Genomic DNA, 16578 nt, shown 5'->3' on the forward strand with positions numbered 1-16578 from the left:
TTCGGATCATCGTTGCGCTGACGGGCGGCCTGTGCCGGATGGGCGCCTGTTCCGGAGGGGGGTCAGCCGCGCAGGCGGTCGAGGCGGTGCTTCAGCTTCCTCTGCAGCAATTCCCAGTTGGTCACGCCCTGGATCACGCCGCCATTGGCGACGATCATCTGTTGCAGCCGATAGGTGTCGACATCCTGGATGTCGACCCGGTCGCGGTCGATCACGGCCAGGGCGGCGGCGGTGCCGGCCGCTTCGCCCAGCGCCATCGAGGTCGGCTCCATGCGGATGGTGGAGAAGGCCTGGTGGGTCGCCGCGACGCAGAAGGGCACCATGAGGTTGGTGCACTGGTCGCGATGCGGCACCATCAGTTCGAAGGGCAGCGGCGAGCGCTGATATTTGCCGCCGGCGGGCAGCATGAAATGGCCTTCGTTGACGATGCCCCATTGCCCCCGTTCGTCCCGGACCGCGATGCGGCTGGCGGCGTGGCTGTGCTGCCAGTAGGAGGCCATGGCGACGATCGAGGGGAGGCGCGGGGGCACGCCGTCGATATCCGACACGTCCCGGCCCGACCAGGCAAGGCCATTGTCCAGCCGGCGCGCCTCGCGCACATAGAGCTGGGGCGACCAGCCGGGCGTGTCGGCGGGATGGCAATCGGTGTGGCGGCCGCGCACCAGGCCCCAGTTGCGCACATCGCGTTGCAGCCCGGCGGGAATGCGGGGATCGCGGCTATGGGCCATGGCGTGGAACCAGCCGCGAATATAATTTTCATGCGCCTTCCATATGCGTTCGCGCGCATCATAGTCGGCCGCCGGATAGGCGCGGTTGAGGCCGACCGCGTCGAGCGACATGGTGCCGCGATTGTTGATGTCGTAGATGCCCGGCGCGACCTCGTCCGCCTTCACCAGATCGCGGGCAAAATGCCAGTCGCGACCATAGACCTGGCCGGCGCGCCGGCGCCGGTCGAAATCGCGGAACAGCAGTTCATAGTCGGCCTCGCGATAGCCATCGGGCGCGGTGGCGGGCAGGTCGAGCCGCAGTTCGGGCCGATCGGTCATGGTCAGGCGGAAGCAATAGGCCTGCACGCCATCGTCGGCAGCGCCGACCGGCCGGTTCGGCGCGGGATCGACCCCGGCGATCAGGCGGCCCGACGGCTGGTCGAAGAAAGGGTCGATCGGCAGGATATTGTCCTTCTGCGGCGGATCGGTCCGGGTCAGCAGCTCATAGCGTGACCCGCGATAGCCATTATAGGGATTGGCCCAGTCGGCGGCTTCGCGCCCGACCCTGGTGCTGATGCCGGCGCGGGCCATCAGGTCGCCTTCATAGGAGGCGTCGATGAAGATGCGGCCATGGGCGCGGACGCCCGAACGGGTGATGATCTCGCGGATGGCGCGATCGGTCCGGTCGACGGTCTCGACCCCGTCCGACCAGAGGACCGGCACCCCGGCGGCGTCGAGCAGGTCGCGGAAATAGGGGGCGGCAACGGCCGGGTCGAAGGCGTAGCGATTGCCCGGCATGCCGCCGGACGCCGCCAGCGCGGCCATGGTGGTGCGGGCATAGCCACCGACCGCATCGATATCGCGTATGTCGGTCCAGCTGAGCCCGCCGGCCAGCATGCCGCCGGGCTGGATTTCGCGCCAGCCGCCGATCAGCACCGCCGACGCGCCCAGATTGGCGGCGCTGACCGCAGCGATGACGCCGGCGGGGGTGGCGCCATAGACGACGACATCGGCATCGGCCCAGGCTTCCCCGGCGAGCGCGGTGCGGCGCGGATGGATGAGGGCGGCCGGCTTGCCGCTGGCCTGATGGCAGCTGACCAGGCCGGCTGCACCCGCTGCGCCCGCCATCGTCGCCAGAAACGCGCGTCTGTCCATGACCGCCCCCATCCCGGATTGCCCCTGCAAAGGCTTTCCGATTTGCGGGGGCGTGGAAATTCCGGTCGAACACCTAATGGATTGCGCGGTCAGGGCCGGGCAGGACAGAAGTGGACAGTTGCAATATGCGACTGGTCTGGCAGGATCGGTGCTCCACCACCAGAACAACAGGAGTGGGTGCATGATCATCTATGGCGCGCGGCCGTCGCCCTTTGTGCGCAAGGTCATTGTCTTTGCAGCGGAAAAGGGGATCGCGGTCGAGGTGCGGCCGGCCGGGTTCGGCAAGGGCGGCGCAGAGTTCGAGCGGGCGTCCCCCTTCGGCAAGATCCCGGCCCTGGTCGATGGCGATTTCGCGATCAGCGATTCGACCGCGATCATAACCTATATGGATGCGCTGCATCCCGATCCGAACCTGATCCCGACCGAGGCGAAGGCGCGGGCGCGGACGATATGGTATGAGGAATTTGCCGACACCATCGCCCAGCCGGTGGGCGTCGACATCTTCTTCAACCGGGTGGTCGGCAAGCTGCTCGACATGCCGCATGATCCGGCCCGCGCCGACCGGGCTGAGGCGGAGAAGATGCCGGGCATCTATGATTATCTGGAGGCGGTTCTGCCCGAGAGCGGCTGGCTGGTGGAGGATCGCTTCACTTTGGCCGACATTGCGGTGGCCTGTCCGCTGATCAATGTCTGCTATTGCAGCAGCGGGTTGAAGGACGGCCGCTGGCCCAGGGTGAAGGCCTGGCTCGACGAGCTGCGGGCGCGGCCGAGCTTTGCCGGGGCGATGGCGCTGGAGGCGCGGATGCTGGGCAAGGCGGAATAACCCATATGGAACATTATGCTTGACATCGTCACGCTGATCAGGCAGAGAAGAGGAAAGTCGATAATTGCGACTCGCCGGCGTCGGTCGGTGGTGGTGCGATGGATCGGCTGCGCTGTGGAAGGCGGGGGCTTCGAGGGCGGCTTTTCGGGCTGTGCCTTGGGGCTGTGCCTTGGGGCTGTGCCTTGGGGCTGTGCCTTGGGGCTGTGCCTTCCAGGTCGGTCTTTGCGGGCTGGTGCTTGAAGGTACGGGGCTTTTGGGAAGCCGGCGCCGCGATGCGATGCTGACAGATATTGCCATCAGGTGAGGCGAAAGGGGCTGGTCCGGTTGGGCCGGCCCCTTTTGCGTTGGGCGAGCGCGCGGGTCTGAGGCTGGCGCTGGCGCTGGCGCTGGCGGGGCGGTGTGCGGGGGAACTATCGCATGGCGAGGTGGCGCGGGGCTGCTGCCGATGGCGGCGTGCGGCGCGTGGTCGCGCGGCGGGGCGATGGTTCGGGACAATCGGGGGAGAGGGCGATGGGCGCGCGAAAGGGGGCGGCCGGGCGGTCGGGCCGGGTGGTGCAGCGGCAGGCGGCGGGCGAGGGTGTGCGGACGCAGGTGCGCAAGGCGCGGCGGGATGCGTGGAGCAAGGCGGTGCGCGGCCGTTTCCTGGCGGAGCTGGCCGAGACCTGCAATGTCAGCGAGGCGGCGCGGACGGTGGGGAAGAGTCGGCAGGCGGCCTATGGGCTGAAGCAGCGCGACGCGGAATTTGCGCGCGACTGGGATGCGGCGATCGAGCAGGGCTATGGCGAGATCGAGGCGATGCTGATCCGGCTGGCGCTGCATGGCTGCGAGAGCGAGGAAATCGTCGAGGATGGCGAGGGTGCGGTGAAGACCCGCAAGGTCAAGCGCGCGCCCAATCCGTCGCTGGGGCTGCAATTGCTGAAGCTGCATGCGGCCCAGGTCGCGGCGCGCCGGGCGGCGCGGGGCGATGCGACCGGACCGGGCAGTCCCGCAGCGATCGCCAGCGTCGAGCGGGTGCTGGCAGAGATACGCCGGCGCCGCGCGGCGGCGGGGACGTGAGGGGGAGGCTGCGTGGGTTGCAGAGGCGTGGCGGGGCGCTAGAGCAGTCGATCCGGTTGCGTCGGCTCGACTGCCCTATGCTCCTGTTTCGACGCCTTTTCGGAGTCGTCAGGTGATTCCACCTGATTGGAAAACGCTCTATTGTTCCCCCATGGGCGATCAGGCGATGCTGACGAAAATCAATGGGTTGATGTTGGCGGACGCATTTGCGCCGGCGCATCGCTCCATGGCGCTGTCGGCCGGGGAGGCTGTGGTTCGGGCGCTGGCAAGTCGACAATGGACGGAGCGATTTGCGGTCCAGACTCAAGAACAGGGCGTGCTGATTCCGGCACGCCTCTATTTCGCGACTGACCGGCTGCGATTGAGCAAGGGCGATCCGGCCTGGGGTTACGCGCGCGCGTTGCAGACGCGCAGCAGCGATGGCTTCCTGCGCCAGGCCGCTGCGCGCGATCTGATCGGCGATTTTCAGCCCTGGGCTACCCCGTTCATCGTCGCGCTGATCGGCGAGTATATCGTGGAGATACTGGAAGACATAGCGGCCGGTCTCACGCCGGAAATGACGTTGGCGCTGGCCGCTTTTATTGCTGAAAATCCAGCCTATTGGCGGACCACGAAGCGCCGCGTGATGAGCTATTGGGACGCATATTATCGACATGGTGGCTATGACATGCCGGTCATGCATGTGACCCTGATGGAAGAGGCAAGCTGTTGGAGCCGGGTGAAGCGCCACATGCTGCGCTATTGGAATGTCGGCCATCGACATGATCGCGGCAATGTGATGCACCGCAGCTATCGACGGGACGAATATATCGGTTTCAAGCTGATCGATCGCTTCGACCTGGCCGTGACTGGCCAGGCCTGACGAAGGAGGCGATTGGCGTTCTGGCGGTGAGGCCCGTTGCGGGCTGTCGTCAGCCACGCTTTCGCAAGCGAGAATGATGCGCCCTGGCTCAAGCCTGTCCGAAGCCTGCGGAAAGGGAGGCAAGAAGGTTGCGCGACAATGCGCGAACGGGGGCGCCGATAGCCCGTGGATCGGGCGGCCTCGGTCAGTTGGCCGGCTCGTCCGCTGCCATAGCGGGTGTCGTCGGCGCGGCGGGTTGATCCATGAGCAGATGGTCGGGCGTGGGCGCCGGTGCGGGGCGGTCGTAGCGCTCGACCGTGTCCCAGACTTCATAGAGCGGCCGTTGATCGGTGTCGGCAACCGCGCGATTGCGTGGCAAATCAAGACGATACTTCATATCAAGGCGCTTAGGTCGTCGATGCGGCAGGTCGATGACATTAAGGTGAACAGAGAGTTTTCGGCGATGAACAGAGTGGTTGGGCGATGGTGGGTTGTCGGACGACGATCGTGCCGGGTGCATGGCGGCAAGGGATTGTTTCTTCCTGGAAGTGTAAGCCTGCTTCCGGTCGCTTCGCGCCGGGCAGCTATCGGGAAGCCTGGCGCCATTTGATCCCGCGAGCGACGGTCATGGGTGGGAAGCGGATAGGCAGCAATCAGGGGCTCCCCCCCCCAAAGCGGACACTTAATCAAGCGAAGCCAGCACCTTTGAGATTTCCTCAGCCGTCCATAGGTCGCTCCGCTCTTCTATGAAGCGATTGCTGTCGTCTTCGAGGAAGGAGACAGCGTCACGGGTCGCCTCATCCTCAAACTCGATGTCGTCGCTCGCTACAAGGCAATCAGCAACATAGACTGCGGCGTCGGAAGACAATTGCTGACTTGCAACCGCATTCAGGAACCGGCGCGCAGCAAAGCGAGTCATCACAAAAAGCGGCCCATCCGAAATCAGAATGAAACCATGCCTTGTCTGCCGGAGGTCAGCATAGAAATCGGCGACCTCATCGGCGATTTCTTCCATGAACGCCTTCGGAGTGAGGTTGCCGGAAAGGAAAGCGACGAGGGAAGCGTGCTGCATTGCTACCCAATGGAGCGACGAGCGAATGTCCGCAACCGGGAAACTCGCGGAGCATCTCCAGGGTCCGCTATTGGTCGCTTCCTGCCGGGCAGCTTTTCCGCCCACGAACGGACCGACCGCTATCGGATGTGCCTAGCGCGGATCGGTGCGATGAGCGTCTATCAGGGGTGGTTAGGCGACGGTCTGCTTTGAAATATACAATGTCGAAAAGAGACGATAACCGTGGGCTAGAATTGATCAGCGGGGATGCAATGCTTGCGCGAAAATCACTCTCAACAATTCTCCTAATGGCCGTATTCGCGACATCCTCTTGTGAAGACGACGTGGGAGATAACCGCACTCCGAATTCAAAATACAGAAAGTTGAGCGATCAAGAGATGGAACGTATATTAATTGGAAATAATATAAAGAAATATCCAATTTTTTGGAACCATGATAATGGAATAAGCTTTTTCCAAGGAGGAAAAGCTGTAGTTCACGGATATTCAGATGAAAATGCATCGTATCTGATCAAAAATGGATATTTTTGCTTGGAAATGCGCATGCAGAATATTAAAATATGCAGTTATCTTATCACAAATGGAAAGAACGTTTTTGAAGTTTCAACAGACAAAATTCCGAGTGTGTATCTATTGAAGATTTGCCCACTCAATCAATTACACGGCTCCAGACGCAGCTGCAATTTCTCCGTTCCCCATGCATTGTCGGCGGCAACTTAAGTTTCTTGTCATCTACAAAGGTCAACATGAAATTTCGTCTGACTTGGCTTCTTTTCCTTTTTTCCGCTCGCAACTGGTCGTTTCTGGCCCGGCAACTTCCCCGCCCAGGAGCGGACCGACCGCTGTCGGGTGTGCTTGGCGCCGCTCGGCGCGATGAGCATCTAACAGGGGTGGGTAGCGGACGGGCGGCTTCCGGCATTGGAGGGCCAAACACCGGACATTAACTAGATGGCACCAATGTGCTTCCTAGTTTTACTGGGGGTCGGTATGAAGCACATGTGGCGGCGTAGCCGAAATGTTGAGTTATGCTATTATTGTGGATTGATCCGTTCGGCTGAAAACGATGCTCAAGTTTGTCGTTTCCCATCGGCAAACGATGCTGAGTTACCAGCAATGAGGTCACCTTCATATATCGATGATGCGAGCTCGAAGGCTGCAGAATCCTTGAAAACATATTTAGCGGTTCGAGGGGACAAAGATGGTGAAATCGCTCGGACCATCGTCCGCTTGAAAGTTGATGAGCGACGTCGGACACTGCTAGATGTTCTAGCACTTTTTGATGAAAATATCGAAGTTCAAGCAAGAAGATTAAATACTACCAGCCACATGCTTGAGACCACTTCGGCTTGGGTGCTGCGTGTCAGAAGAACGGCAATTGCCGATCTTCTATCAGCAATGTCCGCTTCGAAGCGCAAATGATTTACCATGAAACGGCAAAAAATGGTCGTCAGCCGTCAAAGCCCGACATCGTCATTGCTGGCGTAGCGAAGCAAGGGTGGGAGATCGTCGAGGCTCGCCCTTCGCACCGTCGGCTTTTGCTGGTGCACGGTTCTTCTGGTAGGATCGGCGCGAGGCTTTGGAGATCGGGCGATGCTGGTTGGGCTGATCCTGTTGGCGGCGGTGGGGGCGATGATCGCGCTGTCGGTGCGCGCCGATCGGCGGTTCCGGGCGATCGACCGGTTGCCGATGCAATGGACGCTGACCGGGGCGGTGAGCTGGCATGCGCCGCGGACCGTGGCGCTGGCCTTCACCCCCGTGCTGGGGACGATGCTGATCCTGGTCATTGGCGCGATGGCTTTGTGGGTGCCGCCGCGCGCCGGGCAGGAGGGGCTGGTGATCCCGGTGCTGCTGGCGATCGCGGCGGGCATGGTGGCGATCCATGCGCTGCATATCTGGATGATCGGGCGCTGGGCGAAGGCGCGGCACTGAACGGGCATTGGGGCTGAGGAGGCGAGGATGCGGCGTGTGACCCGGAGCAGGATGGCGCTGATGCTGATGGCGCCGATGGTGATGATGCTGCCCGCTGGCGCGCGGGGCGCGCCGCCGACAAGCTGGGCCAAGGCGGGCGTGTCGCTGGCCGACTATGCCGGCGATGCAGGGGCCTGCGCGGAGGCGACGCGGGACAGCGCGGTGACGGTACGGCCGGAGACGGCGCAGGCGCTGGATGCACTGAGCATGGTCGACCTGACGATGATCCTGCGGACCTATGGTGGCGATAGCGATGCCAGCCCGCTGATGGCGGCGGCGAATATCGGCATGCATCATGACGACGCCAATGTGGCGCGGCGGACGGCGAATTTCGGCGCGAAATATCAGGCGATGACGCGCAGCGACGTGCGCGCGCAGTTGCAGGCGGCGCTGGACCAGTGCCTGGTCGATCGCGGCTATGTGCGGATCATGCTGACGCAGGACCAGGTGCGCGGGCTGGCGAAGCTGAAGCGCGGGACCGCCGAGCGCACCGCCTATCTGCACGCGATCGACAGCGATCCGGCGGTGATCGCGGCGCAGCGGATGGTGGAAGAATGACGATGCGGATCGGGATCGTCCTGGCCAGCCTGGCCTTGTGCGGGGCCTTGTTTTGGAGCGGATCGGTGCTGGTCGCGCTGATGATGGAATGGCTGGTCGCGTATCCGTGGGTGGCGAAGGCGATGGCGGCGTTGCCGATGCTGGTGCTGCCGCTGATGGCGGTGACGATCGTGCATTGGCGCCGCGATGCGGCGGACGCCGGCTGAACGGAAGGCGGCGGGCTGGCAAAGCGCCAATGTGGGACGGCGGAACGCACCGCCTATCTGCATGTGATCAACAACGATCCGGCGGTGATGGCGGCGCATCGGATGATGGAGGAATGAAGGCGCGCGGTGTGCCGCTCACTATATTATGCGGTGGACAATATAGAACGTGCAGTTTTCAATGATGACAATATTTGTTTCTTAATGTTTCATACATGGATTGGCTATAGCCGCCTCTGCGGGGTAAAGATCTGTGGGGGTTTTGGTGATCGGCAATATTGTCGTTCGCGTGCGCAGCGTGTGCGCGGCATGTCTCCGCGATTTTCGGCATTCATGGCCGGTCATTCTGCTTGCGATGCTGATGACGATCCTGCTGGCGGCTGCCGCGACGGTGCAGTCCTTCCATGTCGACATCGTGGATCTGGCGCCGCTCTATGTTGCAATCATCATATTCTTGGCCAGCGGACTTTATATTCTTCGCCGCACGCCATCCGGGAATGCTGCCATGGCAGCGCGGGAAGGGAGCGGTCAGCGGCTGGGCCATATATTGGTGCTTACCGGGCTGTTCTACTTCATGGCAGCGACAGCTGCGCTGGGCTGTGCGGCGCTGGCGCGAACGGCATTGCCCTATGCGGATACGATGCTGGCCGCAGCGGACCGTGCGCTATATTTCGACTGGCTGGCGATGATGGCGTGGTTTCAGGCCAGTCCGCGGATCGCGACCTTGCTGATCCACGCCTATGCCGCGATCAACTGGCAACCGCAGTTGGCGATATTGCTGCTTTGCGGGCTGGGGCATCCAGCGCTGGCCTATCGGTTCATGACCGCCTGGGGCATGTGTTTGTTGCTGACGATAGTGATGTTCCCCTTCTTTCCGGCGGTGGCTGCATTCCATCATTATAATGTCGATCCGGCGCAGATGCCGGGTGCGACCGCCTGGGCTTCCTGGCATTTGGAGGCGTTGATGGAGGAACTGCGGTCCGGGGCCAAGGCCACGCTGGATAGCGATGCGCTGACGGGGATCATCACCATGCCGAGTTTTCATGCGGCATCGGCGATCCTTCTGATATTTGCCTTCTGGCCCTTCCCCTGGCTGCGCTGGCCGTTTGTGCTGCTGAACATGGTGATGTTCGCATCGGCCGTGCCGGTCGGCGGCCATTATCTGGTGGATACGCTGGGCGGTCTGATGCTGGCCCTCATCGCCATTGGGACGGCGATTGCCATGCATGGCCGAGGCGAGGATATCCGTCTGGACTGGAAAACGATCGGGCATCAGGTCCGGCGACGGGAAGCGGGGCTGGCATCTGCCTGACGATGGCGGGCCGGCCTGTCGAGGATGAACGATCAGATGATTTTACCTGACGGGAAAAGCCTCTAAGAGACTGGTCAGATGAAGAAACTGATCCTGCTCGCTGCCGTTTCGGCCCTTGCAACCCCAGTGCTGGCGGCACCCGCCGCGCCGGCCGCGCCCGATGCTGCGCGGTTGAAGGCGACGGTGGAGAGGCTGGTCAGTTTCGGCACGCGCCATACGCTGTCGAGCGCGACCGACCCCAGGCGCGGGATCGGTGCGGCGCGGGCCTGGGGCAAGGCCGAGTTCGAGAGGATCGGCAAGGGCTGTGGCGGCTGTCTGAGCGTCGAGACGGTTGCCGATCGCTTCACCGGGCCGCGCGCGCCCGACGGGGTCGAGGTGGTCGATGTGCTGGCGATCCAGAAGGGGAGCGGTGACCCGAACGAGGTGGTGATTGTCGCGGGCCATATCGACAGCCGCGTGACCGATGTCATGAACATCACCAGCGATGCGCCGGGCGCCAATGACAATGCGTCGGGCACGGCGCTGGTGATCGAGGCGGCGCGGGTGCTGGCCGGGCAGAAATTCAACGGCACGATCGTCTATGCGCTGCTGTCGGGCGAGGAGCAGGGGCTGTGGGGCGGCAAGCTGCTTGCCAGCACGGCCAAGGCGCGCGGCTGGCATGTGCGGGCGATGCTGAACAATGATATTGTCGGCAACACGGTGGGCCAGAATGGCCAGGTGGTAGCCGACCGGGTGCGGGTGTTTTCCGAAGGCATTCGCGCGGGCGACGACGCCAAGGCGAACCTGACGCGCCGGGCGATCGGCGGCGAGGATGACGGCCCGTCGCGGGCGCTGGCCAAGGCGATCGACGGCATTGCGCAGGCCGACCCGAAGATCGGGCTGGAGGTGCTGGCGGTGCGGCGGTTCGACCGGTTCGGGCGCGGCGGCGACCATTCGCCCTTCCTGGACCTGGGCTTCCCGGCGGTGCGCTTTTCGGTGGGGATCGAGAATTATGACCGGCAGCATCAGGACCTGCGCACCGAAAATGGCCGGGTCTATGGCGACACGGTCGAGGGCATGGACTTTCCCTATCTGGCGAAGGTGACGGCGCTCAATGTCGCGACCTTGCGGCGACTGGCCGATGCGCCCGCGGCGCCGGCGACGGTGTCGCTCGATGGCGCGCTGTCGATGGACACGCGGGTCTTCTGGGACGCGGTGCCGGGGGCGACGGCTTACAAGGTCTATTGGCGGCGCGCGGACAAGCAGGACTGGAGCGACAGCCGGGTCGTGACTGGCGCGACGCAGACGGTGCTGAAGGATATCGTGGTCGACGATCATTTCATTGGCGTCGCGGCGGTGGCCAAGGACGGGGCGGAGAGCCTGGTGACCTTTGGCGGGATGGCGCCGCGTAAGTAGGATTTTTGTGGTTCGCGCGGAGGCGCGGAGATTTTCGGAGAAGGCCGCCTGCGGGCGGCCTTTTTTGTTGCATGCCGTTTGTGGGGCGGGCGGATCCATCTCCTCAGACTGGTGCTGGAGGCACGGTCAGGAGATGGGTTCCCGCTTTCGCGGGAATGACGACGAAGGGGGCATTACCTCTCTCCGAGCCTCCGCGTGAACCGGGGGGAAGGGCGCGCGATCATGGCAATGGGAGGGGGCGGGGATGCGGATGGCCGATTGCGACTGGGTCGAGCAGGCGGCGGCCTGGCCCGAACTGGGGCGCTGGCTGAGCGACGATGCCGCCGAGCGGCTGGGGCAGGACTGGCATTTTCTGGCGCGGCTGGCGCAACTCGCCCCGGCGGGCGACTGGCGCATCTGGCTGATGATGGCGGGGCGCGGTTTCGGCAAGACGCGGGCCGGGGCGGAATGGGTGCGCGCCATTGCCGAGCGCGATCCCGAGGCGCGGATCGCGCTGGTCGGTGCGACCCTGGGCGAGGCGCGCAGCGTGATGGTGGAGGGGGCGAGCGGCCTGCTGGCGGTGGCGCCCTGGTGGGCAAGGCCGGCCTATGCCCCGGCGCTGCGCACGCTGACCTGGCCCAATGGCGCGCAGGCGCGCCTGTTCGGCGCGGCGGAGCCGGAGAGCCTGCGCGGGCCGCAGTTCAGCCATGGCTGGGCCGACGAGATCGGCAAATGGCCGGGCGGGCAGGCGGCCTGGGACAATATGATGATGGCGATGCGGCTGGGGCATGATCCGCGCGTGGTGGCGACGACGACGCCGCGCCCGGTGCCGCTGGTGCGGGCGCTGGTGGCAAGAGATGGCGCCGATGTGGTGCTGACGCGGGGGCGGACGGCGGACAATGCGGCGCATCTGGCGGCCGGCTTCGTCGATGATGTGACGCGGCTTTATGGTGGCACGCGGCTGGGGCGGCAGGAACTGGATGGCGAGCTGATCGAGGAGGCGGAAGGGGCGCTATGGACCCGCGCGGCGCTGGAGGCGTGCCGGGTGCGGCATGTGCCGGGCGCGCTGGCGCGGGTGGTGGTGGCGGTCGATCCGCCGGCAACGGCCGGCGGCGATGCGTGCGGCATCGTCGTGGTCGCCCTGGGCGGGGACGGGCGCGGCTATGTGATCGCGGACGCCAGCGTGGCGGGCTGCTCGCCCGAAGGCTGGGCGCGGGCGGTGGCGCAGGCGGCGCGGGGCCATGGCGCCGACCGGGTGGTGGCCGAGGCCAATAATGGCGGCGACATGGTGGCGAGCGTGCTGCGCGCGGCGCAGGAGACGCTGCCGCTGCGGCTGGTCCATGCCAGCCGGGGCAAGGCGGCGCGGGCCGAGCCGGTGGCGGCGCTCTATGAGGCCGGGCGGGTGGCGCATCGCGGGGCTTTCCCGGAGCTGGAGGACCAGATGTGCGGGCTGCTGGCGGGGGGCGGTTATGTCGGGCCAGGGCGGTCGCCCGATCGGGCGGATGCGCTGGTCTGGGGGCTGAGCGAACTGATGCTGGGGACAAAGGGCGAGGCGCGGGTCAGGGGGCTTTGAGGGGGGAGGCGGTGCGTGCTGCGTGATTGATTTTCGCGCGGAGACGCTGAGGCGCGGAGAATGGAGGAAAGGGGTGGGGCGCGGACAGTCAGCTTTCAAGAACTAAACTTGGAAAAGCAGACTAAGGCTTTTGCTGCACTGCCAGTCGGTGAAGCAGCGCGGCAAGCGCCAAAGCTTCTTCGTCGCTCATTTCTACGGGGTCGCCGTGCGGATCACACGTCTTGATGTGAATGCCGCCATCGATCCACACGGAAATTCCTTCCATAGGTTCGTAAACCTGAACCACAGAGCCTCCTACTGTAAGCATTCGTCAAATTAGCGTCCGCTTGTGGTCAACGCAATTGGGGCGGTTAAAGGCCATCTCTGGTCGCTTCGAGACCATCCTCCCCTGCAAGGGGAGGATTTTGCCGCCGCTTATGGTCGCTTTCAGGCCATCCTCTCCACGCCGGGGCGGAATAGGCCATGGATGCGCGGAACAATATTTGGTTTCAATGTGAGACCTTTATTCCTGGGGCGGTGGGCGCTACATCTGAGCGTCATGGGCCGGGTTTAGGCTGGCGCCGTTGCAATATAAGGATTTCTCATGCTGATCGACCGTCTGAACTGGCGCTATGCCACCAAGAAGATGAACCCGGACAAGCTGGTGGCCGAGGACAAGGTGGAGCGCATCCTGGAGGCGGTGCGGCTGGCGCCGACGTCGAGCGGGTTGCAGCAGTTCGAGGTGATCGTCGTCACCAACAAGGATATCCGCGCCAAGATCCGGGCGATCGCCTGGGACCAGGCGCAGGTGACCGACGCGTCGCATCTGGTCGTCTTTGCCGCCTGGGACAATTATACCGCCGACCGGATCAACGGCATGTTCGACCTGGTCAATGACGAGCGCGGTTTCCGCAACGAGGGCTGGGAAGCCTATCGCCAGATGCTGCTGAACACCTATCCGCAGCGCGACGCGCAGACCAATTTCGAACATGCCGCGCGCCAGGCCTATGTCGGCCTTGGCATCGCACTGACCGCCGCCGCCTTTGAAGAGGTGGACGCGACGCCGATGGAGGGCTTTGACCCGGCCGCGCTCGACGAGATACTGGACCTGCGGGCGCGCGGGCTGCGCTCGGTGGTGATGATGCCGCTGGGCTATCGCGCGGACGAGGGCGACTGGCTGGTCAATCTGAAGAAGGTGCGCCGCCCGGCCGCCGACTTCATCTCGCGCATCGATTGATGGCGCCCGGATAGGGATTAACCGCAATAGGCGGCGGTCCGTCACGGCCCCTATATGGGGCTGTGAACAAGGAGGATGGGCGCCGGAACAAGGCGCTCACCTGCTTCGTTTCGCACCGATCAGGAGTGACGGACATGAAGATGGTCAGGATGATCGCGGCGGTGGCCGCTGTTACGATGGTCGCAACCCCGGTGCTGGCGGCAAGCCTGAACAGCAAGGATCGGGCGCGGGTGGCGCGGGCCGATCCGCGCGACCGCGACGATGTGCGCTATTGTCTGCTCCAGGGCAAGAAGGGCCGCGACAAGGGCACCGCGATCGGCGCGGGCGTGGGCGCGGGCGCGAGCATCATCGCCGGCGGCGGCGTGGGCGAGACGGTGCTGGCCGGCGCCGGTGGCGCGGCGGCGGGGCGGCTGATCGGCAAGGGATCGGGCACCAATTCCCGCTGCGACGAGGTGCTGCGGCGGAACAAATGATCCGGGCGTGAGGCCGGACGAAAGGGGCGCGGATTTCCGCGCCCTTTTTCGTGGATATGGTCAGAGACCGGCGGCCAGCGCGCGCAGGGCGGCGTGGGGCGAGGCGGCCAGTTGGTCGCGCATCATGGCGCGGAAGGCGGGGGTGGCGCTGGTCGCGGCGGTCTGCATCCAGTGGGTGGCGGCGGCGATGTCGCCGGCCTCGGCGCGCAGCCGGCCATGGTTGAACTGGCCGCGAAAATCGCCACCCTCCGCCGCGATGCGATAGCATTCGTCCGCGCGGTCCATGTCGCGGGGGAGGAGGCGGCCTTCCTCATGAAAGGCGCCGAGGAAATTGATCGACTTGGCATGGCCGAGGGCGGCAGCCTTCTGGAACCAGTCGAGCGCCGCCTGTTCATCCTGGGCCACGCCCGCGCCGAGGCCGAGCGCGCTGCCCCAATTATACATGCCCCAGTCGAGGCCAGCTTCGGCTGCGCGGCGATAGCAGGCGGCGGCCGCGACCGGATCGACCGGCGTGCCCCAGCCCTTTTCATGGCAGCGGCCGACCATGTTGATCGCCATCACATGGCCCGAGGCGGCGGCGAGGCCGAACTGGCGGAAGGCTTCGGCCGGGTCGGCGGCGATGCCCTGACCGTCGAGCAGCAGCTGGCCATAATAGGCCTGGGCGTCGGGCAGGCCGGCATCGGCACCCGCGCGGATCAGCGCGGCGGCGGCTTCCGGCGAGGCGGCGAGTTGTTCGCGCATCTGGTCGGCGGTCTGGGACAGGAGGGGCGAGGGGGCGGTCATCAGGGCAGGTCTCTGGCTTGGATATTGCGACTGATTAGCAGGGCTGGGCGGCGCTGGAAACAGGGTGGCAATATTTTGGGGGGATCCACTGCCCCTCTCCAAGTTTCGGTAGGCGGCTGGGCGCCGCTTTCCAGCTTTTGGCAGGCGGCTGGCGCCGCCAACCTTCCCTATCCTCTCCCCGGCGGGGCGAGGATTTTTTGCATAGGGGGATACTCCGATGAAATGGTTCGGGATGAAGGCGGCGTCGGGAGAAGCCGGACAGGAGGGGCGGGGGCGGCCGGTGCTGGCGCGGGCCTGGGGATCGGGGGCGGTGGCGCTGGGGGAATGGCCGGCCAGCTATGAGGCGCAACTGCGCGCCGGGGTGATCGGCAATCCGGTGGCGCAGCGGGCGATGCGGCTGGTGTCCGAAGGGGCCGGGGCGTGCGCGTTGAAGGTCGGCGGGGTGGATGGTGCGGCGGCGGCGCGGGTCAGGGGGCTGGTGGCGCGGGCGTCGGCGGGGCAGGGGCTGATCGAGACGCTGGCGAGCCATGTGCTGCTGCATGGCAATGGCTATGTGCAGGTGATTGCGGGCGCGGACGGGATGCCGGCCGAGCTGTTCGCGCTGCGGCCCGAGCGGGTGAGCGTGGAGGCGGATGCGCGCGGCTGGCCGGCGGCCTATCTCTATCGCGTGGGCGAGAGCGTGACCCGGCTGTCGCCCGAGGATGGCGCGGGGCGGACCAGCCTGCTCCATATCCGCGCGCTCCATCCGCTCGACGATCATTATGGCCTGGGCTGTGTCGGTGCGGCGGCGGGGGCGGTGGCGATCCACAATACCGCCACGGTGTGGAACAAGGCGCTGCTCGACAATGCGGCGCGCCCTTCGGGGGCGATGGTCTATGCGCCGGGCGACGGATCGGTGCTGAGCCCGGAACAGTTTGAGCGGGTGCGGCGCGAGATGGAGGCGGCGTTCAGCGGCGCGGTCAATGCCGGGCGGCCGATGCTGCTGGAGGGCGGGCTAGACTGGCGGGCGATGAGCCTGTCGCCGGCCGAGATGGACTTTGTCGGATTGAAGGCCGCGGCGGCGCGCGAGATATCGCTGGCGTTCGGCGTGCCGCCGATGCTGATGGGGCTGCCGGGCGACAATGCGTATGCCAATTATCGCGAGGCGAACAAGGCGCTGTGGCGGCAGACAATCCTGCCGCTGGTCGGCAAGATCGGCGCGGGACTGGCGCAGGGATTGCAGGGCTGGTGGCCAGGGCTGAGCCTGGCGCCGGATCTGGACGCGGTGCCGGCGCTGTCGGACGAGCGCGCGGCCCTGTGGGAGCGGGTGGCGGGGGCGGACTTCCTGACCGCCGAGGAGAAGAAGGCGATGCTGGGCATTTGAGGTTCGCGCGGAGACGCGGAGGCGCGGAGGCGCGGAGATTTTTGTGCTGCCGCCTGCGGCGGCTCTCTTCTCCGCGTCTTCGCGGCTCCGCGTGAACCTGTC

At 65.0% G+C, this 16578-nt stretch carries 19 protein-coding genes; 14 read left to right on the forward strand and 5 right to left on the reverse strand.

Annotated elements, in window-relative coordinates; translation table 11 throughout:
* Nucleotides 1-62 precede the first annotated feature (62 nt).
* The gene (locus E5554_RS11025) at nucleotides 63-1862 is read right to left on the reverse strand and encodes an FAD-dependent oxidoreductase (protein ID WP_247594429.1); all 1800 of its coding nucleotides are present in this window, start codon (nucleotides 1860-1862) and stop codon (nucleotides 63-65) included.
* Nucleotides 1863-2043: 181 nt separating this feature from the next.
* Here E5554_RS11025 and E5554_RS11030 point away from each other — a divergent pair, with 181 nt between their 5' ends.
* The 3 genes from E5554_RS11030 to E5554_RS11040 all read left to right on the forward strand — a co-directional run bounded on the left by E5554_RS11030 (nucleotide 2044) and on the right by E5554_RS11040 (nucleotide 4603).
* Entirely contained in the window at nucleotides 2044-2685 is a 642-nt protein-coding gene (locus E5554_RS11030) for a glutathione S-transferase family protein (RefSeq protein ID WP_136186794.1), read from the forward strand.
* A 417-nt stretch (nucleotides 2686-3102) separates the two neighbouring features.
* Nucleotides 3103-3741: a hypothetical protein gene (locus E5554_RS11035; protein ID WP_247594430.1), complete on the forward strand. Its 639-nt coding sequence runs from the start codon at nucleotides 3103-3105 to the stop codon at nucleotides 3739-3741.
* A gap of 316 nt (nucleotides 3742-4057) precedes the next feature.
* On the forward strand, nucleotides 4058-4603 hold the full coding sequence (locus E5554_RS11040) for a hypothetical protein (RefSeq protein WP_168708699.1): 546 nt from the start codon (nucleotides 4058-4060) through the stop codon (nucleotides 4601-4603).
* Nucleotides 4604-4787: 184 nt separating this feature from the next.
* Here E5554_RS11040 and E5554_RS11045 read toward each other — a convergent pair whose 3' ends face one another.
* Both E5554_RS11045 and E5554_RS11050 read right to left on the reverse strand, forming a co-directional pair.
* Complete coding sequence (locus E5554_RS11045; protein WP_136186796.1) at nucleotides 4788-4979, reverse strand: hypothetical protein; 192 nt, start codon at nucleotides 4977-4979, stop codon at nucleotides 4788-4790.
* A gap of 285 nt (nucleotides 4980-5264) precedes the next feature.
* Complete coding sequence (locus tag E5554_RS11050; protein WP_136186716.1) at nucleotides 5265-5654, reverse strand: hypothetical protein; 390 nt, start codon at nucleotides 5652-5654, stop codon at nucleotides 5265-5267.
* A 200-nt stretch (nucleotides 5655-5854) separates the two neighbouring features.
* On the opposite strand from E5554_RS11050, the gene E5554_RS11055 reads away from it, so the two are divergent.
* The 8 genes from E5554_RS11055 (at nucleotide 5855) to E5554_RS11090 (ending at nucleotide 12641) form a co-directional block, all read left to right on the forward strand.
* Nucleotides 5855-6373: a hypothetical protein gene (locus E5554_RS11055; protein WP_136186797.1), complete on the forward strand. Its 519-nt coding sequence runs from the start codon at nucleotides 5855-5857 to the stop codon at nucleotides 6371-6373.
* A 267-nt stretch (nucleotides 6374-6640) separates the two neighbouring features.
* Nucleotides 6641-7072 carry a hypothetical protein gene (locus E5554_RS11060; protein ID WP_168708700.1) on the forward strand — a complete coding sequence of 144 codons (432 nt, stop codon included), beginning with the start codon at nucleotides 6641-6643 and terminating at the stop codon, nucleotides 7070-7072.
* A 171-nt stretch (nucleotides 7073-7243) separates the two neighbouring features.
* Entirely contained in the window at nucleotides 7244-7582 is a 339-nt protein-coding gene (locus tag E5554_RS11065; protein ID WP_136186799.1) for a hypothetical protein, read from the forward strand.
* 27 nt (nucleotides 7583-7609) lie between these two features.
* Nucleotides 7610-8179, forward strand: a complete 570-nt coding sequence (locus E5554_RS11070; protein WP_136186800.1) for a hypothetical protein — start codon at nucleotides 7610-7612, stop codon at nucleotides 8177-8179.
* Nucleotides 8176-8385, forward strand: coding sequence for a hypothetical protein (locus E5554_RS11075; protein WP_136186801.1), 210 nt, complete (start codon nucleotides 8176-8178; stop codon nucleotides 8383-8385). The genes E5554_RS11070 and E5554_RS11075 overlap by 4 nt, the downstream gene beginning before the upstream one ends.
* A 358-nt stretch (nucleotides 8386-8743) precedes the next feature.
* On the forward strand, nucleotides 8744-9694 hold the full coding sequence (locus E5554_RS11080) for a phosphatase PAP2 family protein (protein WP_168708701.1): 951 nt from the start codon (nucleotides 8744-8746) through the stop codon (nucleotides 9692-9694).
* A gap of 78 nt (nucleotides 9695-9772) precedes the next feature.
* Nucleotides 9773-11089, forward strand: coding sequence for a M28 family peptidase (locus E5554_RS11085; protein ID WP_136186803.1), 1317 nt, complete (start codon nucleotides 9773-9775; stop codon nucleotides 11087-11089).
* 244 nt (nucleotides 11090-11333) lie between these two features.
* Nucleotides 11334-12641, forward strand: a complete 1308-nt coding sequence (locus tag E5554_RS11090) for a terminase family protein (protein ID WP_136186804.1) — start codon at nucleotides 11334-11336, stop codon at nucleotides 12639-12641.
* Between the two features lie 121 nt (nucleotides 12642-12762).
* Here the strand turns inward: E5554_RS11090 and E5554_RS23475 are convergent, their stop codons facing one another.
* On the reverse strand, nucleotides 12763-12891 hold the full coding sequence (locus E5554_RS23475; protein WP_281729019.1) for a hypothetical protein: 129 nt from the start codon (nucleotides 12889-12891) through the stop codon (nucleotides 12763-12765).
* 333 nt (nucleotides 12892-13224) lie between these two features.
* Between E5554_RS23475 and E5554_RS11095 the strand changes: the two genes are divergently transcribed.
* Nucleotides 13225-13857: an NAD(P)H-dependent oxidoreductase gene (locus tag E5554_RS11095; protein ID WP_136186805.1), complete on the forward strand. Its 633-nt coding sequence runs from the start codon at nucleotides 13225-13227 to the stop codon at nucleotides 13855-13857.
* Between the two features lie 134 nt (nucleotides 13858-13991).
* A complete protein-coding gene (locus E5554_RS11100; protein WP_136186806.1) occupies nucleotides 13992-14330 on the forward strand; it encodes a hypothetical protein in 339 nt (112 codons plus the stop codon).
* A 60-nt stretch (nucleotides 14331-14390) separates the two neighbouring features.
* On the opposite strand, the gene E5554_RS11105 is transcribed toward E5554_RS11100, so the two are convergent.
* A complete protein-coding gene (locus tag E5554_RS11105) occupies nucleotides 14391-15113 on the reverse strand; it encodes a tetratricopeptide repeat protein (RefSeq protein WP_136186807.1) in 723 nt (240 codons plus the stop codon).
* A 217-nt stretch (nucleotides 15114-15330) separates the two neighbouring features.
* Between E5554_RS11105 and E5554_RS11110 the strand changes: the two genes are divergently transcribed.
* Complete coding sequence (locus E5554_RS11110; protein ID WP_136186808.1) at nucleotides 15331-16476, forward strand: phage portal protein; 1146 nt, start codon at nucleotides 15331-15333, stop codon at nucleotides 16474-16476.
* Nucleotides 16477-16578: the final 102 nt, after the last annotated feature.

This window comes from Sphingobium sp. PAMC28499 (assembly GCF_004795815.1).
GTDB classification, from domain to species: Bacteria; Pseudomonadota; Alphaproteobacteria; order Sphingomonadales; family Sphingomonadaceae; genus Sphingobium; species Sphingobium yanoikuyae.

Excerpts from the sequence above, each read along its gene's own strand:
- E5554_RS11025 (WP_247594429.1), bottom strand. The coding sequence starts at position 1,862 with ATGGACAGACGCGCGTTTCTGGCGACGATGGCGGGCGCAGCGGGTGCA.
- E5554_RS11095 (WP_136186805.1), top strand. The coding sequence starts at position 13,225 with ATGCTGATCGACCGTCTGAACTGGCGCTATGCCACCAAGAAGATGAAC.
- E5554_RS11105 (WP_136186807.1), bottom strand. The coding sequence starts at position 15,113 with ATGACCGCCCCCTCGCCCCTCCTGTCCCAGACCGCCGACCAGATGCGC.
- E5554_RS11045 (WP_136186796.1), bottom strand. The coding sequence starts at position 4,979 with ATGAAGTATCGTCTTGATTTGCCACGCAATCGCGCGGTTGCCGACACC.
- E5554_RS11070 (WP_136186800.1), top strand. The coding sequence starts at position 7,610 with ATGCGGCGTGTGACCCGGAGCAGGATGGCGCTGATGCTGATGGCGCCG.
- E5554_RS11030 (WP_136186794.1), top strand. The coding sequence starts at position 2,044 with ATGATCATCTATGGCGCGCGGCCGTCGCCCTTTGTGCGCAAGGTCATT.
- E5554_RS11080 (WP_168708701.1), top strand. The coding sequence starts at position 8,744 with ATGACGATCCTGCTGGCGGCTGCCGCGACGGTGCAGTCCTTCCATGTC.
- E5554_RS11090 (WP_136186804.1), top strand. The coding sequence starts at position 11,334 with ATGCGGATGGCCGATTGCGACTGGGTCGAGCAGGCGGCGGCCTGGCCC.
- E5554_RS11075 (WP_136186801.1), top strand. The coding sequence starts at position 8,176 with ATGACGATGCGGATCGGGATCGTCCTGGCCAGCCTGGCCTTGTGCGGG.
- E5554_RS11060 (WP_168708700.1), top strand. The coding sequence starts at position 6,641 with ATGAAGCACATGTGGCGGCGTAGCCGAAATGTTGAGTTATGCTATTAT.
- E5554_RS11055 (WP_136186797.1), top strand. The coding sequence starts at position 5,855 with ATGTCGAAAAGAGACGATAACCGTGGGCTAGAATTGATCAGCGGGGAT.
- E5554_RS11085 (WP_136186803.1), top strand. The coding sequence starts at position 9,773 with ATGAAGAAACTGATCCTGCTCGCTGCCGTTTCGGCCCTTGCAACCCCA.
- E5554_RS11110 (WP_136186808.1), top strand. The coding sequence starts at position 15,331 with ATGAAATGGTTCGGGATGAAGGCGGCGTCGGGAGAAGCCGGACAGGAG.
- E5554_RS11050 (WP_136186716.1), bottom strand. The coding sequence starts at position 5,654 with ATGCAGCACGCTTCCCTCGTCGCTTTCCTTTCCGGCAACCTCACTCCG.
- E5554_RS11035 (WP_247594430.1), top strand. The coding sequence starts at position 3,103 with ATGGCGAGGTGGCGCGGGGCTGCTGCCGATGGCGGCGTGCGGCGCGTG.
- E5554_RS11065 (WP_136186799.1), top strand. The coding sequence starts at position 7,244 with ATGCTGGTTGGGCTGATCCTGTTGGCGGCGGTGGGGGCGATGATCGCG.
- E5554_RS11100 (WP_136186806.1), top strand. The coding sequence starts at position 13,992 with ATGAAGATGGTCAGGATGATCGCGGCGGTGGCCGCTGTTACGATGGTC.